Origin of the sequence: Enterobacter sp. 342, assembly GCF_036663495.1 — a bacterium.
Taxonomy (GTDB): domain Bacteria; phylum Pseudomonadota; class Gammaproteobacteria; order Enterobacterales; family Enterobacteriaceae; genus Enterobacter.
The window spans coordinates 100,909-127,722 of sequence record NZ_JAWUEI010000002.1; the positions used below are offsets into that span (position 1 = coordinate 100,909).

General features: G+C 53.9%; 22 protein-coding genes. 10 read left to right on the forward strand and 12 right to left on the reverse strand.

Annotated elements, in window-relative coordinates; genetic code table 11:
* The first annotated feature begins 38 nt into the window (after positions 1–38).
* Positions 39–557 (forward strand): outer membrane protein OmpX, encoded by a 519-nt coding sequence (gene ompX, locus V6E55_RS02520; RefSeq protein WP_024908709.1) that lies wholly within the window; start codon positions 39–41, stop codon positions 555–557.
* Between the two features lie 85 nt (positions 558–642).
* On the opposite strand, the gene V6E55_RS02525 is transcribed toward ompX, so the two are convergent.
* Together V6E55_RS02525 and mntS are read right to left on the reverse strand one after the other, a co-directional pair.
* Positions 643–2,226: a phosphoethanolamine transferase gene (locus tag V6E55_RS02525; RefSeq protein ID WP_236919768.1), complete on the reverse strand. Its 1,584-nt coding sequence runs from the start codon at positions 2,224–2,226 to the stop codon at positions 643–645.
* A 283-nt stretch (positions 2,227–2,509) separates the two neighbouring features.
* Positions 2,510–2,638, reverse strand: a complete 129-nt coding sequence (mntS, locus tag V6E55_RS02530; protein ID WP_316942100.1) for a manganase accumulation protein MntS — start codon at positions 2,636–2,638, stop codon at positions 2,510–2,512.
* A 183-nt stretch (positions 2,639–2,821) separates the two neighbouring features.
* Between mntS and mntR the strand changes: the two genes are divergently transcribed.
* The 6 genes from mntR (at position 2,822) to V6E55_RS02560 (ending at position 9,164) form a co-directional block, all read left to right on the forward strand.
* Positions 2,822–3,295: a manganese-binding transcriptional regulator MntR gene (mntR, locus tag V6E55_RS02535; protein WP_114978452.1), complete on the forward strand. Its 474-nt coding sequence runs from the start codon at positions 2,822–2,824 to the stop codon at positions 3,293–3,295.
* Positions 3,292–4,392 (forward strand): anion transporter, encoded by a 1,101-nt coding sequence (locus V6E55_RS02540; RefSeq protein WP_316942101.1) that lies wholly within the window; start codon positions 3,292–3,294, stop codon positions 4,390–4,392. Before mntR ends, V6E55_RS02540 begins: the two co-directional genes overlap by 4 nt.
* 101 nt (positions 4,393–4,493) lie before the next feature.
* Positions 4,494–5,534 (forward strand): aldo/keto reductase, encoded by a 1,041-nt coding sequence (locus tag V6E55_RS02545; RefSeq protein ID WP_316942102.1) that lies wholly within the window; start codon positions 4,494–4,496, stop codon positions 5,532–5,534.
* Between the two features lie 147 nt (positions 5,535–5,681).
* Positions 5,682–7,058, forward strand: coding sequence for a glycoside hydrolase family 1 protein (locus V6E55_RS02550; RefSeq protein WP_129996386.1), 1,377 nt, complete (start codon positions 5,682–5,684; stop codon positions 7,056–7,058).
* A 51-nt stretch (positions 7,059–7,109) separates the two neighbouring features.
* Positions 7,110–8,432, forward strand: coding sequence for a PTS sugar transporter subunit IIC (locus tag V6E55_RS02555; protein WP_028019357.1), 1,323 nt, complete (start codon positions 7,110–7,112; stop codon positions 8,430–8,432).
* A gap of 15 nt (positions 8,433–8,447) precedes the next feature.
* Positions 8,448–9,164: a GntR family transcriptional regulator gene (locus V6E55_RS02560; protein WP_129996384.1), complete on the forward strand. Its 717-nt coding sequence runs from the start codon at positions 8,448–8,450 to the stop codon at positions 9,162–9,164.
* A gap of 8 nt (positions 9,165–9,172) precedes the next feature.
* On the opposite strand, the gene V6E55_RS02565 is transcribed toward V6E55_RS02560, so the two are convergent.
* The gene (locus V6E55_RS02565; protein ID WP_316942159.1) at positions 9,173–9,982 is read right to left on the reverse strand and encodes a glycosyltransferase; all 810 of its coding nucleotides are present in this window, start codon (positions 9,980–9,982) and stop codon (positions 9,173–9,175) included.
* A gap of 236 nt (positions 9,983–10,218) precedes the next feature.
* Positions 10,219–11,139 carry a L,D-transpeptidase gene (ldtB, locus tag V6E55_RS02570; RefSeq protein WP_129996383.1) on the reverse strand — a complete coding sequence of 307 codons (921 nt, stop codon included), beginning with the start codon at positions 11,137–11,139 and terminating at the stop codon, positions 10,219–10,221.
* A gap of 221 nt (positions 11,140–11,360) precedes the next feature.
* On the opposite strand from ldtB, the gene V6E55_RS02575 reads away from it, so the two are divergent.
* On the forward strand, positions 11,361–12,956 hold the full coding sequence (locus V6E55_RS02575) for an ABC-F family ATPase (RefSeq protein WP_316942103.1): 1,596 nt from the start codon (positions 11,361–11,363) through the stop codon (positions 12,954–12,956).
* 187 nt (positions 12,957–13,143) lie between these two features.
* Here the strand turns inward: V6E55_RS02575 and V6E55_RS02580 are convergent, their stop codons facing one another.
* Positions 13,144–15,507 carry a glycoside hydrolase family 31 protein gene (locus tag V6E55_RS02580; protein WP_316942104.1) on the reverse strand — a complete coding sequence of 788 codons (2,364 nt, stop codon included), beginning with the start codon at positions 15,505–15,507 and terminating at the stop codon, positions 13,144–13,146.
* Between the two features lie 17 nt (positions 15,508–15,524).
* A complete protein-coding gene (locus tag V6E55_RS02585) occupies positions 15,525–16,826 on the reverse strand; it encodes an MFS transporter (RefSeq protein ID WP_114978459.1) in 1,302 nt (433 codons plus the stop codon).
* A gap of 288 nt (positions 16,827–17,114) precedes the next feature.
* On the opposite strand from V6E55_RS02585, the gene V6E55_RS02590 reads away from it, so the two are divergent.
* The gene (locus V6E55_RS02590) at positions 17,115–18,188 is read left to right on the forward strand and encodes a LacI family DNA-binding transcriptional regulator (RefSeq protein WP_316942106.1); all 1,074 of its coding nucleotides are present in this window, start codon (positions 17,115–17,117) and stop codon (positions 18,186–18,188) included.
* Here the strand turns inward: V6E55_RS02590 and V6E55_RS02595 are convergent.
* From V6E55_RS02595 to V6E55_RS02610, 4 genes are all read right to left on the reverse strand, one after another.
* The gene (locus tag V6E55_RS02595) at positions 18,185–19,441 is read right to left on the reverse strand and encodes a DUF1479 domain-containing protein (protein ID WP_316942107.1); all 1,257 of its coding nucleotides are present in this window, start codon (positions 19,439–19,441) and stop codon (positions 18,185–18,187) included. The genes V6E55_RS02590 and V6E55_RS02595 overlap by 4 nt on opposite strands.
* A 159-nt stretch (positions 19,442–19,600) precedes the next feature.
* Positions 19,601–20,416, reverse strand: a complete 816-nt coding sequence (locus V6E55_RS02600; RefSeq protein WP_114978462.1) for a Cof-type HAD-IIB family hydrolase — start codon at positions 20,414–20,416, stop codon at positions 19,601–19,603.
* A gap of 166 nt (positions 20,417–20,582) precedes the next feature.
* On the reverse strand, positions 20,583–23,015 hold the full coding sequence (locus V6E55_RS02605; RefSeq protein ID WP_316942108.1) for a formate C-acetyltransferase/glycerol dehydratase family glycyl radical enzyme: 2,433 nt from the start codon (positions 23,013–23,015) through the stop codon (positions 20,583–20,585).
* 4 nt (positions 23,016–23,019) lie between these two features.
* Entirely contained in the window at positions 23,020–23,919 is a 900-nt protein-coding gene (locus tag V6E55_RS02610) for a glycyl-radical enzyme activating protein (RefSeq protein ID WP_114978464.1), read from the reverse strand.
* Between the two features lie 128 nt (positions 23,920–24,047).
* Between V6E55_RS02610 and fsa the strand changes: the two genes are divergently transcribed.
* Positions 24,048–24,710 carry a fructose-6-phosphate aldolase gene (gene fsa / locus V6E55_RS02615; RefSeq protein WP_114978465.1) on the forward strand — a complete coding sequence of 221 codons (663 nt, stop codon included), beginning with the start codon at positions 24,048–24,050 and terminating at the stop codon, positions 24,708–24,710.
* Positions 24,711–24,757: 47 nt separating this feature from the next.
* Here fsa and moeB read toward each other — a convergent pair whose 3' ends face one another.
* Positions 24,758–25,510, reverse strand: a complete 753-nt coding sequence (gene moeB / locus V6E55_RS02620; RefSeq protein WP_316942109.1) for a molybdopterin-synthase adenylyltransferase MoeB — start codon at positions 25,508–25,510, stop codon at positions 24,758–24,760.
* A gap of 1 nt (position 25,511) precedes the next feature.
* Positions 25,512–26,744 carry a molybdopterin molybdotransferase MoeA gene (gene moeA, locus V6E55_RS02625; RefSeq protein WP_114978467.1) on the reverse strand — a complete coding sequence of 411 codons (1,233 nt, stop codon included), beginning with the start codon at positions 26,742–26,744 and terminating at the stop codon, positions 25,512–25,514.
* Positions 26,745–26,814: the final 70 nt, after the last annotated feature.

Sequence of the window (26,814 nt, forward strand, 5' to 3'; positions counted from 1 at the left end):
AAACTTACGGACTTACTTGAAGCACATTTGAGGTGGTTATGAAAAAAATTGCATGTCTTTCAGCACTGGCCGCTGTACTGGCTGTTTCCGCAGGTACCGCTGTAGCTGCTACTTCTACCGTTACCGGTGGTTACGCTCAGAGCGACTATCAGGGCGTGATGAACAAAGCTAACGGTTTCAACCTGAAGTATCGCTACGAGCAGGATAACAACCCGCTGGGCGTGATCGGTTCTTTCACTTACACCGAGAAAGATCGTTCTGAGAACGGCGCATACAACAAAGGTCAGTACTACGGTATCACTGCTGGTCCAGCTTACCGTCTGAACGACTGGGCAAGCATCTACGGTGTTGTAGGTGTTGGCTACGGTAAATTCCAGCAGACCGAAAACCAGGGTCTGAACCGCACTGCAAGCAACAGCGACTACGGCTTCTCCTATGGCGCAGGCCTGCAGTTCAACCCAATCCAGGACGTTGCTCTGGACTTCTCTTATGAGCAGAGCCGTATCCGCAACGTTGACGTTGGCACCTGGATCGCGGGCGTAGGTTACCGCTTCTAATCACTCCGGTGAGCTAATAAAAAATCCGCCCAATGTGGCGGATTTTTTTTGTCTTTGTACCCTCTTCCGTGGAAGAGGGTAATGCTTACTTACTCTTTATATCGAAGATATCCGTGCCCAGATGGTTGTAGTCAACTTTCTGTAACTTGAAGTTGGTAACGTAAACTGGGGGAGCTTTCTTACCTGAAACAAATGGGTAAGCCGTTTTTATCTGCTCGGCAGAGATCCCCGTCCACTGAGAGAAGAACTGCAGAAAATCATTTGCTGAACGTCGGGCTTTGATGACGCGATGTTTTTTATCGTCACTCGACAGCACCATAAAGGGTACCTGGAAGTTCTGCTGGAACTTGTCATCGTGCGCCAGATACTGCACCTCTTTTCCACGTTCTTTAAACGCCAGCCCGTGATCTGAGAAATAGACCAGCGAGAAGCTGTCGCCCGTATTGCGTAACTGCTCGTACAACTTGCTGAGCAGGTCGTCGGTTTGCGTCATGGTATAGAGATAACAAGAGGTCTCTTTGGACTGCACGAACTCGGCGTACTTCCCACCAGTGCGATCGCAGGCCTGCGGATGCGATCCCATCAGGTGCAGGACAATCAACTGAGGCTGCGTACGCGGGGTGGCAAAGACCTGCGACGTCATTTTCAGCAGCGCTTCATCTTTCGTATTTTTATCGGCTTCAAAGTCGCCGCTCTTCAGGAACTGCACTTCATCAGCACGCTTAGCGATACTGGCGATGGCCGTATCGTATTCACCAATTTGCCCCTGATTGGAGAACCACCATGTCTGAAAACCTGCGCGGTTTGCCAGCGTGACAAAGTTATCCTGGTATTGTGGTTTGCCATCAACCACACGGTTGAGCGTCAGACCGAGCGATTTCTGCGTTGAACCGCTGGCCGCGACATAATCGGTAAACAGTGTGCCATTAACCGAACTGGCAAACGGCGTGTTATCCCAGTGTCCACCAAACGCCCCCATGGCATCGCGACGCGCGCTTTCGCCAATCACCACCACATAGGTGTGATATTTCGGCTTAACAGCCAGCACGTTCCAGGTGTCTTTCATATTGGAAAGTTCAGCCATGCGGGCCTGCTCGTCGAGAACCTCTTTATTATTGACTACGACGTCTTTCACGAAGCGGAAAACTGGATAGCCGATATTGATGAGCCTTAGCTTACCGTCCCAGGGAATATTCTGGATAGGGGCGACAAACGCCACGGCAATGCTGAACACCAGACAGAGTATTTCGATCTTACCCCAGGATTTTTTCTCGCCCGACTGACGACGGATGGCGATAACGCCCAACGCGAAAATAAAGAGCCCAACCACGTAGCTGTACCATGGGAAGATCGTCAGGATCTCCGTCGACTCTTCCATGTTGGTCGAGTGCAGCGCGAGCAGGGTATTAAAGTTTGGTGAGCCGTACGCCTGACCAAACGGGAAATAGAGCGCAGCAACCAGCGAGCAGATCCCGATTAACGTTTTTTGCGCGCGCGGTGCGGCTCGCCATAGCAAATGCAAAATGCAGGTGAAAGCGACCGCATAGAGCAGACTAAAGGGATAGCCAAGCGCAAAGTTAATCAGCAATGACTGCAAAAAGTAAAACCCCGTCCACGGGTTTAGGGCCCGGCTGCGGGTAACAACAGTATCTATCAGGGTTAAATTCATAGGTCACTATCATGGATAAAAACGCCATGTGCTCACCCTGGCGTCAAGGGTCATAACCTGCCTGACAGTGCGTGGAGAGGGAATGAGGGTCCGCTTCAGCGAGCCGCAAATTGTGCAGGGCTGCAAGAAGATAGTGCGAGTAGTAAATAATATCAACAGTTGCTAAGCAGATGTTTTGCGAAGGGGACTGCAAATCCGTAAAAAAGATCGGGAATAAGGCGGCTAAACGCCATCGTACAGAGGGATTATGACGGAAAAATGAAGCGGCGTACCGCAACGCCGCTTAGTGAGAAGGTTTATCGTCCTGTTGCGGTTTGTTGCTAAACATATCGCACAGCATGTTCAACAGCATTAAGCGCACTTTAAAGGGGGAGTGAGTAAACACGGTCATACACCTCTTGAATTCGTTCATAAGACCTCCTGATTTTAGATCCCTTCGATCCATGAAGGGTGACTGCATTACATACAGATATAGCACAGGCTATATTGTATAGCTATGGCTATTTCGTTAATTTTTTGTGCTTACAGAGTGATGGTTTACAATGTGCGCTCTCGATACCGGGCGCTGGAAGCGTCACCCCACTGAGGAAGTACAATGAACCGTCGCGCAGGTAAGCCAACGATGAGAAAAACGACGCAACTGGTGAATGTTGAAGAGCACGTTGAAGGGTTCCGCCAGGTACGTGAAGCGCACCGACGTGAACTGATTGATGATTATGTGGAGTTGATTTCCGATCTGATCCGTGAGGTCGGGGAAGCGCGTCAGGTTGATATGGCTGCCAGACTGGGGGTTTCGCAACCTACCGTTGCTAAAATGTTAAAGCGACTGGCTTCTGTGGGGCTCATTGAAATGATTCCCTGGCGCGGTGTTTTCCTGACGCCGGAAGGGGACAAGCTTGCGCAGGAGAGCCGCGAGCGCCATCAGCTCGTTGAGAACTTTTTACTGGTACTGGGTGTAAGTCCGGAGATCGCCCGCCGGGATGCGGAAGGAATGGAACACCACGTTAGCGAAGAGACGCTGGTGAAGTTTCGTGAATTTACTCTTAAATATGGTTCCTCCGCTGAATGAATATTCCTGGATTACAAGCCCTGGCACGCGACCGTTTCTTTCATCTCTTATTAGTTGTTGGCGCAGGGTTGAGCTTCTTTGTCCCTTTTGCGCCACATGCCTGGCCTGCGGCGATTGACTGGCGAACCATCATTACCCTGAGCGGTTTAATGATGCTCACTAAAGGTGTTGAGCTGAGCGGCTATTTTGACGTGCTGGGACGCAAAATGGTGCGCCGCTTTGCCACCGAGCGTAAGTTGTCACTGTTTATGGTCTTCTCTGCTGCGGTGCTGTCGACCTTTTTGACCAACGACGTAGCACTGTTTATCATCGTGCCCCTCACGCTCACGCTGCGAAAGCTTTGTGAGATCCCGGTAAGCAGGCTGATCATCTTTGAAGCGCTGGCCGTGAATGCCGGTTCTCTTTTGACTCCCATTGGTAACCCACAAAATATCCTCCTCTGGGGACGTTCCGGGTTGTCGTTTGCCGTATTTACCTGGCAGATGGCCCCGCTGGCACTGGTGATGATGTTGTCGCTACTGGCGGTTTGCTGGTTTGCGTTTCCTGATAAAAAACTGCAATACCACAGCGGAACAATGGGTCCACAGTGGCAACCTCGTCTTGTCTGGAGCTGCCTGGGACTGTATATCGTCTTTCTGTTCGCGCTGGAGCTGAAATATGAGCTGGTGGGTGTCCTGCTCGTGGCCGCGGGGTTTGTCCTCCTGGCGCGGCGCGTTCTGGTGAGCGTGGACTGGACGTTATTGCTGGTCTTCATGGCGATGTTTATTGATGTGCATCTCCTTATCCAGCTTCCGGTACTGCAAAACGTTCTTCACAGTGTCAGCACGCTTCCCCAGCCTGGTTTGTGGCTGACGGCGATTGGCCTGTCTCAGTTTATCAGTAATGTGCCGGCCACCATTCTGCTGCTCAACTATGTGCCACCTGACACGCTCCTGGCCTGGGCAGTTAACATCGGCGGATTTGGGCTCCTGCCCGGTTCTCTGGCCAATCTGATTGCCCTGCGTATGGCTAACGATCGCCGTATCTGGTGGCGCTTCCATGTCTGGTCGATCCCAATGTTGATTTGGGCGGCACTGGCAGGCTTTTTACTGCTTTAGAGAAATGGGCAAGAAATAGACAGAAACGACACATTCGCAATGAGAACCAGAGAGGTATAACTCTCTGGTCGCCATTGAATGAACATTGAGAGGTGTGTCGTATGCGTTATCAAAAACTGGGCAATACCGGTCTGTTTGTTTCCGAACTGTGCCTCGGCACCATGACCTTCGGCGGAGAAGGGGGGATGTGGGGCAAGATTGGTCAACTGCAGCAACGCGACGCCGAGCAGCTTGTGGGTCGCGCGCTGGACGCCGGGATAAACTTTATCGACACCGCGGACGTTTACTCTGAAGGACGCTCAGAGGAGATCACCGGTCAGGCGCTGAAAAACCTGAAAATACCGCGTGAGAACGTGGTGGTTGCCACCAAAGTGTTCGGTGAAACGGGCACGGCGGGGGTGAACTCACGCGGCAGTTCCCGCTACCACATCATCAGCAGCGTAAAAGAGAGCCTGCGCCGCCTCCAGCTCGATCATATCGATCTCTATCAGCTACACGGTTTTGACCCAGCAACTCCCATCGAAGAGATGCTCTATGCGCTGGATAATCTGGTGCAGCACGGCCATGTACGTTATATCGGCGTATCGAACTGGGCGGCGTGGCAAATTACCAAAGCGCTCGGTATTTCTGAACGTCTTGGGCTGGCGCGTTTCGCATCTCTGCAGGCGTATTACACCATTGCCGGACGCGACCTTGAACGTGAGCTGGTACCGATGATGCAGAGCGAAGGAGTTGGACTGATGGTCTGGAGCCCGCTGGCGGGCGGTCTTCTGAGCGGAAAATATGAACGTGACGGGCAAAGTGAAGCGGGTGGCCGTCGTCTGGAGTTCGATTTCCCTCCGGTGAATAAAGAGCGCGCCTTCGACTGCGTGGACGTGATGCGCACTATCGCCGAAAGCAAGGGGGGCTCCGTGGCGCAAATCGCGCTGGCGTGGCTGCTGCATCAAAAAGCCGTGACCAGCGTGATTATTGGTGCCAAACGCGTTGAGCAACTGGACGATAATATTGCCGCGACCGGGATCAGCCTGAGCGAACAAGAGCTAAAACAGCTCGATGCCGTAAGCGCGTTGCCACGCGAATATCCTGGCTGGATGCTGGAGCGGCAGGGGGAATATCGCCGCAATCAGTTAATGCAACAGTAACCTTTCTTATCCCGGTGGCGGCTTGATCACCGGGTTTTTTTCCTCGCATTGCTCACAAAAAACGATCTTCCTCTTTGATTGATTTTTCATCTTCGCCTATATGACTAGTCATGTAACTTTAAATGACTAGTCATATGAGAGGGGACGATGAATCAATTACTGCCAGCCAACTTTTTATGGGGTAACTCGGTATCGAGCATGCAGACGGAAGGTGCATGGAACGAGGGCGGGAAGGGGATGTCGGTGTATGACATTCGTGAGGCCGGGGAAAACGTCTCGGACTGGAAAGTCGCAACAGACTCTTACCACCGTTATCGGGAAGATTTTGACCTGATGCAGGACCTGGGCATGAATTGCTATCGCTTTCAGATCGCCTGGAGCCGCGTCTGCCCGCAGGGAGATGGTGATTTTAATGACGAAGGTATCGCCTTTTACGACCGCTTTATTGACGATCTGATTGCTCGTGGTATAGAGCCGATGATTTGTCTCTATCACTTCGATATGCCTCTGGCGCTGGCGCAGGAGTACAACGGTTTTAATGATCGCCATGTGATGGATGCCTTTATCCGTTATGGCAAAAAGATGATCGACTGCTTCGGTGATCGCGTGAAGTACTGGCTGACCTTCAACGAGCAGAACATCTTCCATATGCCGGAAGCTTTCCGGATTTCCGGCTATATGAAAGGGGAGAAAACCCTGCGCGAGTTGTATGAGCTACAGCACCATACAATGGTGGCGCACATGGCGTTGACTGAGTATCTGCACCAGACTAAACCGGGAAAATTGATGGGCGGCATGCTGGCGCATCAGTTGATCTATCCGGCCACCTGCAAACCGCGCGATATATTCTGTGCGCAACAATACGACGAGTTCCTCAACCAGAACCTGCTGCGCGTCTTTGCCGGCCAGGGCTACAGCCCGGCGGTGTTGGCAGTGGTGGAACAGGAAGGCTTTAGTGACATCTACCGTGCTGACGATCTCCAGCTTTTGGCGCGTACTAAAAACGACTTTATGGCGTTCAGCTACTACGCCAGTAAAACCCTGGACAGTGATGCAATCCCCGAAGGCACACCGGTTAATTATTACCTGCTGCAGGGTGAGAAAAATAATCCGTACCTGAAGGCTACCGAATGGAACTGGCAGATAGATCCGCTCGGGTTCCGCACCATCATCACGCGTTATGCCAATGACTGGCGCATGCCGGTCTTCCCGATCGAAAACGGCATTGGGGTGATCGAGTCCTGGGATGGTGTAAATCCGATCGAAGATACCTACCGTATCGACTATCACCGGGCGCATATCGAGGCCATGAAAGAAGCGATCTTTGAAGATGGTGCAGAAGTGATGGGCTATCTCGGCTGGGGCCTCATCGACATTCTCAGCTCTCAGGGGGACATGCGTAAACGCTACGGTGTGGTTTACGTCAACCGGGAAAACCACGACCTGAAAGACCTGAAACGTGTGCCGAAGAAAAGTTACGCGTGGTTAAAACAGGTTATCCATACCAACGGACGCGAGATGTAAGTTGTACGCTGCCGGGCCGTTTTTGTGACTGATTGATGGGAAATATCCGCTATGTCTGAAACAAAAATAACACCGCATATGCAGTCCTTTGTCGATAAATTTGTAGAGTTCTCGGCGCGTCTGGCAAACCAGGTGCACTTGCGTTCCCTGCGCGATGCTTTCGCCACGGTAATGCCGATTTTCATCCTCGCGGGTCTGGCGGTGCTGGTGAATAATGTGGTGTTTCCGTGGATCTTTGAAGGCGACACGCTGGCACAATGTAAGCTGTGGGGGGAGGCGATAATCAACGGTACGCTGAATATCGCTGCTCTGCTATTGGCTCCAATGATTGCCTGGTCGCTGGCGCGTAACAAAGATTTCGACAATCCGGTCTCGGCAGTGGTTATCGCGGTCAGCAGTTTTATCATCATGATGCCGATGCGCTTACAGCTCACGCCCGTCGGCAGCGATACCACGGTGAACGTCACCCAGGTGCTGACGTTTGCCAATATCGGCTCCACCGGGATTTTCGCCGGGGTGTTGATAGGTTTGCTTTCAACGGAGTTGTTTATTGCTATTTCGCGCCTGAAAGCACTGCATATTTCGCTCGGGGAAAATGTGCCACCCGCGGTGAGTAAATCCTTTACCGCGCTCATCCCGACTATTCTCACGCTCTCTCTGTTTGCGGTACTGGCAGCGCTGCTGGCAAGCGTACTGCATACGGATTTGATCCACCTGATCACTACCTTTATTCAGCAGCCACTGCGGCTAATCAACACCAGTCTGCCGGGCACGATCTTTATCTACAGTTTTGGTAATTTCCTGTTCACGCTTGGAATTCATCAGTCGGTGGTCAATAGCGTGGTGCTGGAGCCGTTCCTGCTAATCAACACCAACGAGAATATGCTGGCCTTTGCTAACGGTCAGCCAATACCACACATCATCAATAACATCTTCGTGCCGACGTTTGGCATGGTGGGCGGCACGGGCAGTACCATTTCCCTGTTGATAGCAATTTTTATCTTCTCGCGCCAAAAATCGGCGAAACAGGTGGCGCGCCTGTCGCTGGCGCCTGGCCTGTTCAACATCAACGAGCCGGTCATTTTTGGCTTGCCAATTGTGTTTAATTTGCCGTTGATGATCCCCTTTGTACTTTTGCCTGCTATTGGCATCTACTTTGCCTGGCTCTGTACCACGCTGGGATTAATGTCGCGCTGTGTAGTGATGATCCCCTGGACAACGCCACCCATCCTGAGTGCCTGGCTGGCGACAGCAGGAGACTGGCGTGCGGTGGTGGTGCAGTTGGCAATCATTGTTTTTGGTGTATTCTTCTACCTGCCTTTCCTCAAAATTGCCGAGAGAGTGGCGTTGAAAAACAGCGGGATAGAAAACTAGCAGAAAGGAAGGACGATGGCGGCGAAGTACATCACCATAGCGCGGGAAATTAAGAAACGCATTATCAGCCAGCAATATGCCGCCAATGAACCGCTGCCGGATCAGTTTGCGCTGGCGGCGGAGTTCAACTCCAGCCGGATGACCATCCAGCAGGCGATGCGGCAGTTGATCGTGGAAGGACTTGTCTATACCCGCCAGGGACAGGGGACGTTTATTCGCAAAAATTTCCTTCAGCTTTCGCAATGGGATCTCTCTGGCAGTGACTACTTTGGGGCGACTAAAACGTGGGAACATCTGGGAACGGTGACCAGCCAGGTGGTGCACTTTGAGCTGCGTTTCCCGAACGAGAAAGAGCAGGCATCGCTGATGATTAACGCCGATGCGCCTGTCTATGACTTTATTCGTTTACGTTTGCTCAACGGAGAACCCATGTCGCTGGATTCAACGGTGATGCCAATGAACCTGGTCCCCGGCCTGACGAAAAACCATCTTGAGGGCTCGGTATTTCAGTATGTCCAGGAGACGCTGGGGCTGAAAATTATGGGGTCGTACCGGATTGTGCGGGCGTTAAAACCGAATGCGCTGGACAGACAACATCTGGTCTGCGAGCAGAGCGACCCTGTGCTGGAAGTGGAGCAGGTTATTTATCTGGAGGATGGCACACCACTGGAGTATGCCCACTGTCACTATCGTTACGATCATGGTGGGATCGTGATCGTCAATAACGGCTAGCTACTCTGTCAGGCACACGACTCGAAATAGCTGTCGGTGTCTTGTATATAAAGATCATTCTGACACAGATGCTGGATTTGACCCGGTTTGAACGTTAAACGGACTTTTTGAAGCCAGGAACGTTTTATTTTGCTGGTATTGTCACGTGATAAACCGTAGTCATGGATTATTTCATGAACAAAACGAATACTTTGCGCAGAAACATAGACAGGAGTTTTGGTTAGCTGAATCAGTTTGCTGATCCAAATATCATCCGCGCGAGGACAAACCTTAATGAAGTCCTCGTTATAATGGAAATATTCCGGGATCATTCTCTTCTTGAGTACAACACCGCCGAGACCCGTGATGATATAGTTCTGTTCAACGACTTTTGGGACCGTGATAAGTGGGAAATTACGATAGGTATCAAGAAGATCTTTCTTCTTTTTTACCGTTTCTCGCACACGCGCTGCCACCACAAATTCCTGATTGTGGCGATAAAAATCATCCAGCAGTGTTTCCGCCCAAATTTCGTTGTAGATAGCGTCGTCGTCAGCATAAATCAGAATATCGTCTTCGTCTGCTGCTTGTAGCGCCGGAAACAATTTTCGATAAGGCCCGGTGTTTTTAACCCACTTAAAGACCAGATTGGTGCCCGTCTGGCGAATTTTCTGCGCCCATTCAGGCTCTTCAGTGATGCCTTCGTCACTGAGATAAGGTGTGCTGGAGACCCACACAACAATTTGATCTACCTTCTTACTCTGGTTCGTCAGTGACCACACTGTTTGCGAACAGAGATAAAGGCGCGATTTTGTTGTTGTTAAATTAATACTGATCATCAAACTGAACGGGCTCCAGGAAATAAAAAAACCTGATAAATACAGATTAAACTGATTTTACAAGTACGCGCATCATAACACTTATATGATGGGATGTAACCCCGCTGGGTTAGCATAAAATGGCAAGAATGGGACTTACGACAATAATTGCTTTTCAGACATGATGAGGGCGTTGAAGAGCAATAAGACCCCAAAAATTAGGGGTCTTATTAAGAGGCTTCAGTGGAGCTGTTTGATTAGTTCAAACGCACCGGCATACCAGAGCGGTTCTGAACGGCCTGGTCAACAATCGTCGTCTCTACGTCCGGTTGAGAGGTCACTGACTGCACTGCGCTGTTCAGCGTAACCGGTACGATTTCGTTATTGTTGATCTGATCTTCGCTGGTGGACAGCGGGTTGTGCACTTCAATGTAACGGCTGCCATCTGGCTCAGACGTGGCTTTCACCGGTTCGTTTATGAACTGCACGCGCGTGCCGACAGGTACGTTTTCGAACAAGAATTTGATGTCTTCGTTACGCAGACGCACACAGCCGTGGCTGACGCGCAGGCCGATACCGAAGTTAGCGTTGGTACCGTGGATCGCATACAGACGGCCAATGTACAGCGCGTACAGACCCATTGGGTTATCCGGGCCTGCCGGAACAACGGCTGGCAGCGGTTCGCCCGCAGCGATGTATTCCGCGTGCATTTTGGCAGTAGGTGTCCAGGTTGGGCCTGCTTTCTTACGCTCAACTTTGGTGGTCCAGTTCAGCGGGGTGTCTTTACCCAACTGGCCGATACCAATCGGCAGCACGATTACGGTGTTGGTGCCTTTCGGGTAGTAATACAGACGCATTTCCGCACTGTTAATCACGATACCTTCATGAACGGTATCCGGCAGGATCAGCTGCTGTGGAATATTCAGCACGGTACCTGCTTTCGGCAGATACGGGTCAACGCCCGGGTTCGCTTCCAGCATGTTGGACAGGCCCAACTGGTACTGTGCAGCGAAATACTCCAGTGGCTGAGTGTTGCCCTCAGGCACCGTCACCACCTGGTTTTGACCCACCAGACGGCTACCGTCGGTTGGCAGCGGATAAGTCACCGCAGACGCGGTCTTACAAAAACCTACTACGGCTAACGCCGCCGCAAAAAGCGTTGTTAATTTCATGTTCATGTTATGCGAGGTATCTGAGCCACTCTGGCGATTAGTTGAATAAGTCTGAATTTGATGGGAGCGCATTATATGTGCATTCCCGCTAACAGGGAATTCAGATGTGTACGAAATCACACTTTTTTCGATTTTGTTAAAGTTTAGTGGATTGCGGCAACAGGGGATCTCAATTCGGAATTGTGGCATAATGCCGTGTTTATCACACTTTTCGCAGGAATCTCTCCGTGTTAGTTACCAGCAACGTCACTATGCAGTTTGGCAGTAAGCCGCTGTTCGAAAACATTTCCGTCAAATTTGGCGGCGGCAACCGTTACGGCCTGATTGGTGCCAACGGTAGCGGTAAATCCACCTTTATGAAAATTCTTGGCGGTGACCTGGAGCCGACGCTCGGCAACGTATCGCTCGATCCTAATGAGCGCATCGGTAAGCTGCGTCAGGATCAGTTCGCCTTCGAAGAATTCACTGTGCTCGACACGGTGATCATGGGACACGCGGAGCTGTGGGAAGTAAAACAAGAGCGCGACCGTATTTACGCGCTGGCCGAGATGAGCGAAGAAGACGGCTATAAAGTGGCCGAACTGGAAACGCAATACGGTGAGATGGACGGTTACTCTGCGGAAGCGCGTGCAGGTGAACTGCTGCTGGGCGTCGGCATTCCGGTAGAACAACACTACGGCCCGATGAGCGAAGTCGCGCCTGGCTGGAAACTGCGTGTGCTGCTGGCTCAGGCGCTGTTCTCCAACCCGGACATCCTGTTGCTCGATGAACCGACGAACAACCTGGACATCGACACCATCCGCTGGCTGGAGCAGACGCTGAACGATCGCGACAGCACCATGATCATCATTTCGCACGACCGTCACTTCCTGAATATGGTGTGTACGCACATGGCGGATCTGGACTACGGCGAGCTGCGCGTTTATCCGGGCAACTACGATGAATACATGACGGCTGCCACCCAGGCGCGTGAACGTCTGCTGGCCGATAACGCCAAGAAGAAAGCGCAAATTGCTGACCTGCAGTCCTTCGTCAGCCGCTTTAGCGCTAACGCCTCTAAATCCCGTCAGGCGACCTCGCGTGCGCGCCAGATCGATAAAATCAAGCTGGAAGAAGTCAAAGCGTCCAGCCGTCAGAACCCGTTCATTCGTTTCGAGCAAGATAAGAAACTGTTCCGTAACGCACTGGAAGTGGAAGCCCTTACTAAAGGTTTCGATGAAGGTCCGTTGTTCAAAAATTTCAATTTACTGCTGGAAGTTGGTGAGAAAATTGCCATTCTGGGTGCTAACGGCGTGGGTAAATCCACCATGCTCAAAACCCTGGTCGGCGAACTGCAGCCGGATAACGGTACGGTTAAATGGTCTGAAAACGCCCAGATTGGTTACTATGCACAGGACCACGAATACGAGTTCGAAAACGACCTGACCGTCTTTGACTGGATGAGCCAGTGGAAGCAGGAAGGCGACGACGAGCAGGCGGTGCGCAGTATTCTGGGGCGTCTGCTGTTCAGCCAGGACGACATCAAAAAGCCAGCTAAAGTGCTCTCCGGTGGTGAGAAGGGCCGTATGCTGTTCGGCAAGCTGATGATGGAAAAACCAAATATCCTGGTGATGGACGAACCAACCAACCACCTGGATATGGAATCTATCGAATCGCTGAACATGGCGCTGGAGATGTATCAGGGGACTCTGATCTTCGTCTCTCACGACCGTGAGTTCGTCAGCTCGCTGGCGACCCGCGTGATTGAAATTACGCCAGAGCGCGTGGTGGACTTCACCGGTAACTATGAAGATTATCTGCGCAGTAAAGGTATCGAAAGCTAATTTCCCGTCGTCTTTCACGCTGCAGATGCGTTGGCTTCACCTGTTCACCCCGGTCACTTACTTATGTAAGCTCCCGGGGATTCACTGGTTTGCCGCCTTCCTGCAGCGCGAAATACTTAGGGAAAGATGTAGTGCTTTTATTCCCTCTCCCGGTGGGAGAGGGTTAGGGTGAGGGCATCAGGCCGCACTACACTACCCACTCACTCCCTTCAACACCATTCACCCGCAGCGTACGTTTTTCCCCCGCCGGTAATGACACCTTCAGCGCTTTCCACGCCGGACGATAATCCCCGCGCGCGTTGACCTTCAGGTTGATGGTGGCGCCGTCGCACACCATTTCCCATTCAACCCACAACGCATTGCCGTTCTGGTAACCCCAGCTTTCGCCGTCATCTTCAAACTGCAGACCGGTGCTGGTACCAACGCCTTTTACCGGGAACAGCTTCAGCTCGCGGGTGTCGTCTTTCTCAGCATTCACATGGCTGATGCGTTCACTGAGCGGCAGACCGGCCCCGGCGCGCACCAACAGAGGGAGTTTTTCCAGCGGGGCGTCGAGGTCGATCCATTGCCCGCCGGAGAACCATGCATGGGTGTAAAAGTCATACCAGCCCGTTTCATTATCCGGCAGCCAGACGCGACGTTCGCGTTGACCGGCTTCGACCACGCTTGCGACCAGGATGTCGCGGCCCAGCAGGAACTCATCGCACTCTTCAAAGGTTTGCGCATCGTGTTCGTGGTCGAGGAACGTCGGGCGCAGCATCGGTTCGTCGTCAGCATGCGCCTGCCAGAGCAGAGTGTAGAGATACGGCAGCAGACGATAACGCAGTTCAATGGCGCTACGAATGGCTGGCGTGACACCGGGATACATCCACGGCTCGTTAACGGTATGGTCGTCATTCCACGAGTGAATGGTAAAACGTGGATGCATCACGCCGTTTTGTACCCAGCGGACAAACAGTTCGGCATCCGGTTTATCGCCAGAGAAACCGCCCACGTCGTGACCGACGTTAAACAGTCCGGACAAACTCATCCCCAGGCCCATGCGAATATTAAAGCGTAGGGTGTCCCAGTTGGTGCGGTTATCGCCACTCCAGGTCTGAACGTAACGCTGCATCCCTGCACAGCCGGAACGAGAGATCAGATACGGACGTTTTTCCGGGGCAAAGCGCTGCTGCGCTTCCAGCGAGGCGCGCATCATCAAAAGCGGCATCACCGGGCGAATATGCTTGATGGCAATCTCTTTACCGAAACCATAACAGCGGGCTTCACCATCCCATACCTCATACTCGTTATTGTCGTTCCAGGTGGAGTCGATACCCATCTCCAGCAGTTGCGTGGTCACACCTTCCTGCCACCATTGCACTGTCTGCGGGTTGGTAAAATCGAGATGAGAACCTTCGTCATCCCAGAAGCTGGAACGTTCGGGGGTATCGGTTTCTGAATCGCGAATGAACAGGCCGCTTTCCGCCACTTCATTATAGCGCGGATGATCCTGCAGCAGGCACGGCTTGATGTTCGCGGCAAGTTTCAGCCCCGCGTCGTGGAATGCCTGGCTCATTACCTTTGGCTGCGGCACCTTGTCGTAGTTCCAGTTAAAGACGTAACGTTTGCCGTTGATCGAGGTATAGCCCGACGAGAGCTGGAACGAGTCGCATGGAATGGCGTGCTCTTCGCACAGGCGAATGAAGTTCATCAACTGGTTCTGCGCGTCCGGTGCGTCGGTATAGTGCATGGTCGAGCCGCTGTATCCGAGGCTCCACTTCGGCCCGAACAACGTTTTCCCGGTCAGGCGTACAAACGCTTTGGTGACGTCCAGAACGCGTTTACCGGTGAAGATGTAGTAATCAATATCGCCCGCTTCCGCCTGCCAGCGGCGGTAGGCGGTGTGGTAGTTATCAATTTCGTTACCCAGATCCAGCCAGCAGCTGCTCAGGTTGTCGTAGAACAGACCATAGCTCACATCATCACGACGGGTGATAGTGAAGGGAATATGCTTGTATAGTGGGTCAGTGCTGGCCGCGTTATAACCCATTGCGTCGAGATTGCGCATCTCATAGCGCTTGCCGTTACGCTGTAAATCACCGGCTTTTTCACCCAGGCCGTAAAAGCGCTCGTCCTTACGACGGCTCAGGTAGTGTGCCACGCCATCGCCGTGGGCATTCAGCAGGTAAGCGCTGGTCGGACGGTCATTGACCAGCGGTTGCCATTCACCTGCGTCGTTACGGTAGTGCCATTCGAGCCACAGCGGCTGGTGTACGGTCACGCGAAGCTGTTCGGTTGCCACGGTTAACGTTTTATCCTGCTGCGTCAGCGTCCAGGCAGGACAAGTGAAACCGCTTAAATCATCGCGACGGCGACCTTCCCACGGCACGTCTTGCTCCGGGGCGATGCTCCAGGTGCGGTCCAGCGCCAGTTCGCCTTTGCGTTTGATCAGCACGCGGAACAGGTTCTCTTCCAGCACATACAGGCACAGGCGGTGCTGGTTATCGACCAGCAGTTCCAGATGGTTTGCCGACTGCGTATCAATGGTCCAGTTTTTCAGGGTTTTCATAATCACTACATCCACTATCAGGCGCGCTTGGCGCGACGTTCAGCAATAAATGCTACCAGGAAGACAGCGCCAATCAGGTCAAAGAAGCCCATGGCAATAAACAGTGGGTTAAAGCCGATTTTGTCGGCAGTCACACCAATCAAAAGTGAGAACAGGAAACTGGCGATCCATGCCGCCGAGCCACGCATGCCGTTGACGGTTGCCATCTGGCCCTTATCAAACGATTCCACCACCAGGGCGCTCAGCATGCAGGAGATGATCTGGTGCCCGAAGCCACCGATGGAGATCAGCACAATAGTGATATATGGGTCGCGGGTAATGGCGACGATGCCCAAAGAGATCATCAGGAACGCACCCGTCACGGAGCTTGCGACCACCGAGTTAACGCGAGAGCAGCCGAACAGGCGGGTATACAGACGCGTCAGGTAACCACTCGCCACGCTGCCGAGATCCGCAGCGAGGAACGGTAACCAGGCAAACATCGCAATCTGCTTCAGGTCCATACCGTGCTCTTTGGCGAGGTACAGCGGTACCCAGAAACTCAGTACTGCCCAGGCAGGTTCTGCCATAAAGGCCGGAATGGCGATGCCGTAGAAACGTTTGTTCTTCGAGACGGTTTTCAGCGCGGTCAGGAAGGGCAGTTTCACCGCAGGCGGTTCGTTATCCTGCTTGATAAACGCCAGCTCTTCTTTGCTCAGGTTCGGGTGCTGTTCCGGGTTGTAGTAGAACGCCCACCATAGAATCACCCACAGCAGCGCCAGCACGCCGGTAAACATAAACGCGCCCTGCCAGCCGAACGAGGCGTGCGCAAAGTAGATGATAGGTGGAGCCAGCATCGCGCCGATGGAGAAGCCCACACCCGCCCAGCCGGCGGCCACAGGACGCTCTGATTTCGGGAACCATTCGCCGATGGTTTTGGCGTTCGCCGGGGTAGCGGCGGCTTCTGAGGCACCCATAAAGAAGCGCAGAATAGCCAGGTGCAGCCAGCTTCCGGCACCTGCATGGAAAATACACATCAGCGCCCAGATCCCGGCGCAGACCATAAAGCCAATCTTCAGGCCGATGACGTCAATCAACCAGCCGCACAGAGGCTGGAAAATGGTATAGGCGATCTGGAATGCTCCCACGATCCAGGAATATTGCTCGGTGGTGATCCCGAGGCTCTCTTTCAGTTCCGGGGCGAGGATCCCTAATGAGTTTCGGGTGATGTAGTTAACAGTGACGCCAAGTAAGAACAGCACCAGCACGTACCAGCGCAGGTTCTTGATGACGCGACGGGTTTTGCTTGCCGCAACAGTGTTATTGATGTCCTGACTCATTTTACTCTCCACAAGACGGACGGTAAGGGGACGGAGGTTCAGGTGTCACACAGTTTTTTATGGCTTTGATTTCTATCCGGTTATACTGCTTCAATTGGTATACAACTAGTATGGAAGTTGTGTGACAAGTTCACCTTAAGGGAGAAAATGAGTAGGCAATAGTGGATTTTGTGCAAAATTTCTCATAACTGACCTGAACCCTCTGGCATGATGGCTTTTATGTCAGTTATTGCCTGATAGATACGCTATGAAAATTTTTTCATTTCGCAAATGGAGCCAGATCACAAAATGGACAAAAGGCTAAAAATCACCGAAATCGCCGCCCGAACGCAGCTTTCAATCAGCACTGTATCGCGTGTGCTGGCGGGAAAAGCGAATACCAGCGAAAAAGCGCGTGCAAAGGTGCTGGCGTGCGCGCGAGAGCTGGGGGTGATGGACGGTATGGCGGCAGGGCGTCTGCTGCTTAACAGCCTGGTGGTTTTTGCCCCCCAGCGGGCGTTTGACGAGCGGTCCGACATCTTTTACTACCGTGTGATCCAGAGTGTAGGTAAAGGACTGGCATCCCACGAAGTGCGGTTACGCTACTGTGCGCTGGAAGAGAACGACAGCGACGCGCAACTTTTTCTGGCACGGATGAACGAACCGGATACCCAGGCCGCCATTTTGCTCGGTATCGACGATCCGCATATCCACGATCTGGCGGTGGATGTGGGTAAACCCTGCATGCTGATTAACTGTCGTGACCGCCATATGCGTCTGCCAGCCGTCGCGCCGGATCATCGCGCCATTGGCGAGCGGGCGGCGGAATATCTGTTCGAGATGGGACACCGTGAGGTGATGAACGTGCTGTGTCTGCGACGCTACACCATGGAGCAGCGCCTGGCGGGGATCCGCGATGCGTGGCTGTCCCATAACCTGAAGTTCAGCGATAAACATGACCTGCTGGTGGTGCCCAGCTTCAGCGCACGCGAAACGGAACAGCTGGTCAGCAACTGGCTCGACGAAATGCAGGGGAAGGATTTACCTACCGCGTTTTTGGTGGGCGGCGACTTTATGGCGGCGGGCACCATCAGCGCGCTGCAAAACCACGGTCTTCGCGTGCCGCAGGACGTGTCGGTGATGAGTATCGACGGGTTTAATCTGGCGGCGATTCAGGATGTTCCTCTGACGGCCGTGCATGTCCCCCGTGATGAACTGGGAACGGAGGCGGTACATATGCTGCAGCAGCGGCTGATGCGCCCGGATGCGCCGGTAGGAACATTGCTGCTTAACGGCACGCTGACCGTGCGGGAATCGGTACGGCGGATACGTCAGGGAAAACGACGCACCGCCGTTGAGCGGGAAGGGCTATACGACAGTTAAACCATGCCCAGCGCACGCTTGCCGTGGATGTTGAGATCGTTCACGGTAAAGCGGTCCTGCCAGGTTTTTTCATAATCTTCACGCGGGAAATCACCCGGCGATGCGCCGGTTTCCAGCGCTTGCTTGACCTTCTTCGCATAGGCGAGATTTTTCTCGCACATCGGCGCGGCAGGAATGTACATCACATTGCCCCAGCCCTGCTGATTTTCCACGGGTGCGACGGAGTGAATAACATCACAGTGCCACCATACGGAATCGCCTGCTTCCAGCGCCGGGATACTGGTTAACGCTTCGATTAACAGTGGGTGCCATTTTTCGGAAATCGGCAGTACACGCCCTGGTGCGACGCCGCACAGTTCGTCTTCCGGCACGTCATCCAGCAGCGGACGCAGCAGAATGTAAGCCATAGCTTCCGGGATCGGCACCACGTGCAGTAACCCCTGGCCCGGGATCATGTCCGACAGTGCCGTCCAGCCCTGGAAGGTGCGGAACACCGAACATTTGGTGGTGTTATCGACAGTGTACTCTTCCACTTCGGTGCGGTGCGCGGCGTTCCATGGATCATATTTATCGACGTTGCCGTCGAAGACACGGGCAAACACCTGCTGATAAGCCGGTAACAGCCAGCGCTCCAGCGCGCCGGAGTCGGTATGTGCGCCCAGTCCTTTTGAGGTGGTTCCCGGTGGACGACGACGAATACGATCCGGATAAATTACGCTCACGTCCGGGTCGAACCAGGTTTTACCGTTGCTCTCGAATGTCCATAAACGGTTCAGGAACGACTGCACCTGTGCCATCTCTTCGCTCTGACGCGCCTGCATTTGTGCCTGCGACCAGTAGATCGGGTAAATTTCCGGGCGAGAGGCCGTTAAGGTGCCAAAGAAGTTATCGCCCGGGCCTTTATATACCTCGTCAAACTTGTTGAGATCGAGGTAATCGAGCATCGACTGATCCCACGCCAGCGCCTGCTCGCGCGGGAAGTGGTTCTTGATGACTGCACAGCCACGACGTTTAACGGCTTCGCGCAGTTCAGCACTGATCGTGCCGTTTTTTACATCGGCAAACGGGATCACCGGCCAGACGGTTTCGCCTTTGTTTTTCAGCGCGTTGATTTCCGCCACGCGGGTGGCAATTTTATCACTGAGCTTGTTGAACACCGCCTGCACGTCACCGATCTGCGCGCGTAACTCACGTTTTAACTGACGGATTGCCGCTTTGTGATCTGCTGGCAAAGTTTCACTGGTAAAGGTCATAACTGCCTCGAATCTTTCATTCGAAAGTAAAAATATCTACAAGTGATACTTTAAGTTAAAAATAAGTTAATGCAAGTTTAAAAACTTGACGTGTGCCACAGGATGGAAAAGAAGGGAAAAGCCGGGAAAAGCCGGAGCAAAGCCCCGGCGAGGAGAGGATTACGCGTCGAAAGGAGAATGCTCGTCGAGCACCGCCTGAATGACATTCAGTGCGCCCTGATGATTGTTATCGTCGGTGCTGTAGCGGCTGATCTCTTTGATGCTTTCTGCCGCGTTGCCCATCGCAAAGGAATATTTCACCAGTTTCAGCATTTCGGCATCGTTACCGCTGTCGCCAATAGCCACACACTCCTGCGGGGAGATCTTCCAGCGCTTCAACAGACGGCTAATGCCGTTGGCTTTGTGCAGGCCAGGGATAATCAAATCAACGAAGCCAAAGCCGCTGGTGACGGGCTTCATGATGCCATCCAGCGACACATGCAGTTTGTCGATAAGATTCGGGATATCGCTATCCGGCAGGTTCAGGGAGAACTTAAACAGGACGTCGTCGATTTCGTGGTAATCACTGATGCGTTTTAAACGGTGATAGTGTTTTGACATCAGTGCCACGAAGGCCTCCGGAGCCTGGTCGCTGACGTATGCACTTTCAAGGCCGCAGGCTACAAAATTCAGCCCTTTGTCTTTCAGCAGTTCGCCAATAACGATTTGCGATTCGTGACGCGTCAGTTCGCCATGGAAAATCTGCTCGCCGTGGTCGAACACCAGTGCGCCGTTTTCGGCCACAAAGGAGATCTGATCTTTCAGTTCCGGAAAGAAGGAGATGAGCTGGTAATACTGGTTGCCGCTGGCGACAACGAATTCAATATCTCGGGCTTTAAGCTGTTCAAACTGCGCCTGGAAGCGGTCACGATCGTACTGCTTGGCATCATTAAGGAAAGTTCCGTCCATATCGGTGACGATAACTTTTACGGTCATACATTGCGCTCCTGGATCACTGCGTTTGAAACATTCTAATAACAAGGTGACGGAGAGCACAAATTTAATTTCGAATGAAAGTAAAAAGCCGGGTGGTGGCTACGCCTTACCCGGCCTACGGGGAGACAATGTAGGCCCGGTAAGCGCAGCGCCACCGGGCGTTTTTTTACAGCGTATGTTCAGTTCGCGCAATAATATCGTCCTGCGCATCCGGCGACAGGGCGGTAAAGAACGCCGAGTAGCCTGCCACGCGTACGACCAGGTCACGATATTGGTCAGGATGTTTCTTCGCTTCCAGCAGCGTTTCACGCGAGACGATGTTGTACTGAATATGCCAGCCTTTATGCACCTCAAAGAAGGTGCGCAGCAGCACCATCAGCTTCTGGCGATCGCTGTCGTTTTCCAGCGTCGACGGGTTCAGTTTCTGGTTTAACAGCACGCCACCGAGAATCGCTTCCGTCGGCAGTTTACCCACAGAGCCGATCACCGCCGTCGGGCCAAGGTGGTCAGTACCGGAGGCCGGGCTTGCCCCTTCCGCCAGCGGGGTGTGCGCCTTACGTCCGTCCGGGGTCGCCATCGTTGCCGCACCAAACGGCACGTTTGCGGAGATGGACGACGTACCTGCGTAGTAATTACCGCCAATCGGGCCGCGACCATAGCGCGGGTTGTGGTACTGCTTCAGCTCTTCAATGTAGGTCTGATAGGCACGCGTCAGCAGCATGTCCACGCTGTCGTCGTCGTTGCCGTACTTCGGCGCACCGTTGATGAGACGCTGTCGCAGCTGCTCGTGGGTCAGCCCGTCGAAATCATCTGCCAGGGCGGCGGCAAGCTGCTGCTGACCAATCGTACCCTGCTCGAAGACCAGTTTCTTCACCGCCGCCAGGCTGTTGCCGAGGTTGGCGATCCCCACCTGCAGACCCGAAACCCAGTCGTATTTCGCGCCGCCTTGCTTGATGCTTTTCGCACGCTCGATGCAGTCGTCCACCAGAGCCGAGCAGAGAATGTCGTGAACATTTTCTTCCAGCATCGTATCCACCACATATTCAATCTCAATAGATTTACGGGTGTAGTAGCGGATCTGGCTATCCCAGGCCGCCATCACTTCTTCGAAGTTATCGAAATTACCGGCAGAGAGCGCTTTCTCCTGCGGCAGGAAGACCTTGCCGCTGGTGGCATCGCGACCGCCTTCCAGCGCGGCGAGCATCACGCGGGCAAAGTTAATGAAACTCATACCGGTGCAGCGATAACCCCACTTGCCGCCCACCGCGGTTTCGATACAGCCGATTGCCGCATAGTCATACGCATCGTCTTTTTCCACGCCGAGCTTGATGAATTCCGGGATCACGATTTCATCGTTATTAAACGCGGGCATACCGAAGCCGCAGCGGATCACCTGTACGCAGGCGTCGAGGAAGTCGTTGCTCATACCCGCGTGGTAACGCACGCTCAGGTTTGGCTGGGTTGAGCGCAGACGACCGCAGGATTCCAGAATGGCGTAGGAGAGCGGGTTTACGGCATCCATTGGCTCGCCGTTCACCAGTTTCTGACCACCGATAGTGACGTTTTGGTACAGCGGGCTGCCGGCAGAGGCTTTAGAGTGCGAGCCGGAGCGGATCTTGTTCACTTCCAGCAGTTTCAGCCAGCAGCTGTGCAGCAGTTCGATGGCGTGTTCGCGGTCAAGACTCTGGTTCAGCTCCACGTCGCGACGGTAGTACGGATAGAGATACTGGTCCATACGCGCAAAGGAGACGGAGTGACCGTTGGATTCAATCTGCAGGATCAACTGAATGAAGTAGCACAGCTGCAGCGCCTGCCAGAAGGTTTTGGGTGGTTCATGGGCTATCACGTCACAGTTTTCTGCCATCGCCAGCAGCTCGTCGCGGCGGCTTTCGCGGGTTTCAGTCGCAGCCATTTCACGCGCCAGATTGGCAAAGCGCGTGATGTGCAGGCTTACCGCTTCCAGCACGATATCAATCGCCTTCAGGAACTGATCACCGTGCAGGTCTTCCAGCACCGTCAGGTTGATGCGCGAGCGGCGCTCAGCCACTTTGGCACGCAGACCATCAAGACCTTTCTCCAGTACCAGCGGGAAGTTAACAGCCAGGTGTGCATCACCCGAAGTCATGTTGCCTTCCGCCTTGATAATGCCGGTTTCCAGCAAACCTTTTTGCTCGTCGGTGAACATACCGTAGCAGCGATCCTGCACCGTCTGGCCGCGCCACCACGGGCAGATCTCATGCAGCACGCGCTTGTTCTCTTCGCTTACCGCAAAGCCCGCGCCCGGGCGGTCTGCCAAATCGTCGATCTCTTTTTCAATCCAGGAGACGGTATATTCCGGGAAGATCGGCGCGGCGCGCACTTCGCTTGCCTGGTTACCGATGATCAGCTCATCGTGTTTGATCCAGATGGTACGTTCAGCCAGGTGATGTGCCAGCGCCAGGGCGCGACGCACCGGGATCGGTTTGTCCATATGCTGCTGGTACATCTCGGTGTAATGCTGTGCGCGCTCGGTACAAACCGGCGGCTTCACAATATGTACCAGGGCCATTTTATGCGCTTTAATGCGCTCGCTGAGGGTGTTGAGATTCAGGGTGGTCATAAGTTTATCCTCGTAAGGTCGCGGTTAACCCTTTCTGGCAGGCGTACTGCTGCGCGAAGTCCAGCAGGGCAGGGTTATCCAGCGGTTTGTCAGGGGCAGAGTAAGGTTGGCCGAGCAGGGTGTATTTGTTCATGCCCAGCGTGTGATACGGCAGGAAATGGATATCATCGACACCGAGTTCGTCGGCGGCGAAGTTGGTAATGGCGGTAATAGAGGCTTCATCGGCGTTGAAGCCCTGAATCAGCGGCACACGAATGGTCATTTTTTTCCCGGCAGCCGCGAGGCGCTTCAGGTTATCCAGGATCCGTTTGGCTGACCCATCCGTCCATTGTTTGAATACCTCGCTATCCACATGCTTAAGGTCGGCGAGGAACAGATCGACATACGGTAATGACGGCTCGATATAGTGCCACGGCACGTGAAGGCAGGTTTCAACGGCGGTGTGGATACCCTGTTCGTGGCTGGCCTTAAACAGGGCATGCGCCAGTTGCGGGTTCATAAATGGCTCGCCGCCGGAGAGGGTGATCCCGCCGCCGCTGCGATCATAAAATGGTTTATCGCGCAGCACGGTTGCCATAATGTCTGCGACCTGCTTTTCTTCACCACACACGGTTAGAGCCTGTGTAGGGCAACAGTCGGTGAGGGCATTAAGCGTCTCTTCACTCAGCTTCTCGCGGTGGATGACCAGGCCATTCAGCGCACGTTCGATACAACCCGGGGCCGCCTGTTGACACAGATCGCAGCCGTCCAGACACAGGCGCGCATCAAACAGCACATCCCGGGTGCGGGCGCGGCTTTCCGGGTTCTGGCACCAGCGACAGCCCAGCGAGCAGCCTTTCAGGAACACCACGGTACGAATACCGGGGCCATCGTGGGTGGAGTAACGCTGAATATTGAAGATCATGTTTTCGCCTCTCGTATTGCATATGAAGATTAAATTACTTTCGAATGAAAGTTATCTTGATGCAGGTCAACTACTGAGCAGGTTTTGCTGTGATAGGGTAAGTGCAGGCTAATTTTGAGGGTTACATCATGGAACTTTATCTCGACACATCTGACGTTGCGGCAGTCAAAAAACTGGCGCGTATCTTCCCACTGGCGGGCGTGACCACGAATCCAAGTATTGTTGCGGCGGGTAAAACGCCGCTGGATGTTTTGCTCCCGGAACTGCACGACGCACTGGGTGGGAAGGGGCGTCTGTTTGCACAAGTTATGGCAACGACCGCAGACGGGATGGTTGAGGATGCACGTAAGCTACGTGCCATTATTAATGATCTGGTCGTGAAAGTACCGGTGACGGCGGAAGGGCTGGCGGCAATCAAAATGCTGAAAGCGGAAGGGATCCCGACGCTGGGTACGGCGGTGTACGGCGCTGCGCAGGGGATGCTGTCCGCACTGGCGGGGGCTGAATATGTGGCCCCTTACGTTAACCGCGTGGATGCGCAGGGCGGGGACGGGATCCAGACGGTTGTGGAATTACAGCAGTTGCTGACGCTGCACGCACCGCAGTCAAAGGTGCTGGCCGCGAGCTTTAAAACGCCGCGTCAGGCGCTGGACTGTCTGCTGGCAGGCTGCGAGTCCATCACGCTGCCGCTGGATGTGGCGCAACAGTTTATTACGTCTCCGGCCGTGGATGCGGCGATTGTGAAGTTTGAGCAGGACTGGCAGGGGGCGTTTGGCCGGACGTCTATCTGATTCTGATGCTGTTGCCGGGTGGCGCTTATGCTTACCCGGCCTATGTTTTATTTGCTACAAACCTCACATCCCGGGTTACGCATCAGCTTCATCTCGCGGAACTGGCAGGTCATCGCATCATACATCACGATTTTCCCTGCCGCAGGCGTGCCGTAGTGCGTCAGCACTTTGATCGCTTCCATTGCCTGCAATGACCCGATAACGCCAACTAACGGTGCCATTACACCCGCTTCGACGCAGGTTAGCGCGTTCTCGCCAAACAAACGGCTCAGGCAACGGTAGCAGGGTTCTCCCTCAGCGTAAGTGAAGACGCTGATTTGCCCCTCCATGCGGATCGCCGCGCCGGAAACCAGCGGGGTTTTATGGGCAAAACAGCCTGCGTTTAGCTGGTTACGGACGGCGACGTTATCAGTGCAGTCGAGAACCAGATCGTGCTGCGCAATCTGCGCATACAACCCGTCGTCATCCAGCATCGCGTTAATCAGAGTGAACTGAACGTTGGGGTTGATGCGCGCCAGCGCCGTGCGTGCAGATTCCACTTTTGGCTGGCCAATTGTCGCATCGCTGTGCAGCGTCTGGCGCTGCAGGTTAGACACCGAGACGGTATCAAAATCCAGCAATGTCATCCTGCCCACGCCTGCCGCCGCAAGATACTGCGCGGCGGCGCAGCCCAGACCGCCAAGACCGACGACCAGCACACTGGCCGCCTTGAGCGCTTCCTGGCCCTCGAAATCAAAACCACGCAGTACAATCTGGCGGTTGTAGCGCATCATCTCCTGGTCGGTCAGTTCCACCGTCATCTTAGCCTCCGAACAGGTGGTTAAAGCTCTCAACCTCAACCCATTCACCGGCTTCCACATTGCCACGTTCGCGTTCCAGCACGACAAAGCAGTTGCCCTGACTGAAGGAACTGAAGATATGCGAACCCTGGTGTCCGGTGGTGCTCACTTCCAGTTCGCCATCCGCGTTGCGCGCCAGAATACCGCGCTGGAAATCGAGACGACCCGGTGATTTTTTCAGGCGCGTGGCGGCACGTACGCGCTGGCGTACCGGTAGCGGGCTGGCGTGGTTGCCTGAAAGTTTTGCCAGCAGCGGGATCACCAACTGGTAGAAAGTCAGTGCGGCAGAGACCGGGTTACCCGGCAGGCCGCAGAACCAGCTGTGCTTGAGCTTGCCAAACGCGAACGGTTTGCCCGGTTTGATAGCCAGTTTCCAGAAGGCGATTTCACCCAGCTCTTCAAGAATGGTTTTGGTGTAATCCGCTTCGCCCACGGAGACGCCGCCGGAGCTGATGACCACATCAGCGGATTTGTCCGCCTCGATAAACGCCGCACGCAGTTTTTCCGGGTCATCAGGAATGATACCGAGGTTAATCACCTCGCAGCCCAGTTGCTCAAGCATCAGGTGTACCGCCAGACGGTTGGTGTCATAAATCTGGCCGTCCTGCAGCGGCTGGCCCGGAAGCTGCAGCTCGTCACCAGTGGAGAATACAGCGACGCGCACCTTGCGAACGACGTCGATTTCCGCGATGCCGAGTGATGCCAGTATGGGCAGCTCGCCCACGGTCAATTTCTGCCCCGCAGCAAAGACTGTCGCGCCGAGTGTGATGTCTTCCCCTGTGCGGCGGATGTTCTGACCCGCTTTAACGCCAGCGGTAAAGCGCACACCGTCGTCCGTCTGTTCAGTCTCTTCCTGCATCACTACCGCCTCGCAGCCTGCCGGAACAGGTGCTCCGGTCATGATGCGTACGCAGGTGCCCGCAGGCCATTCACCGCTAAACGGCTGACCCGCAAAGGCTTTACCCGCCACTGGCAGAGCCTGACCTGTCTGAATATCCGCCAGGCGCACCGCGTAACCGTCCATCGCGGAGTTATCGAACCCCGGCACGTTAAGCGGAGAGACGATATCGCGAGCGGCAATACGGCCAAAACAGCGCACGAGGGGCAGCGTCTCAACGTCATGCAGCGGGGAAAGTCGGTCAAGCATCTGCGTGAGTGCCGTCTCAAGCGGCATCAGTCCGGCGGTAAAATCCATGGTGGGCTCCAGCACAGTAACTACGAAAGCGCTCATTATGGCAGAAAAGTGCGGCTAACTGTATGACCCG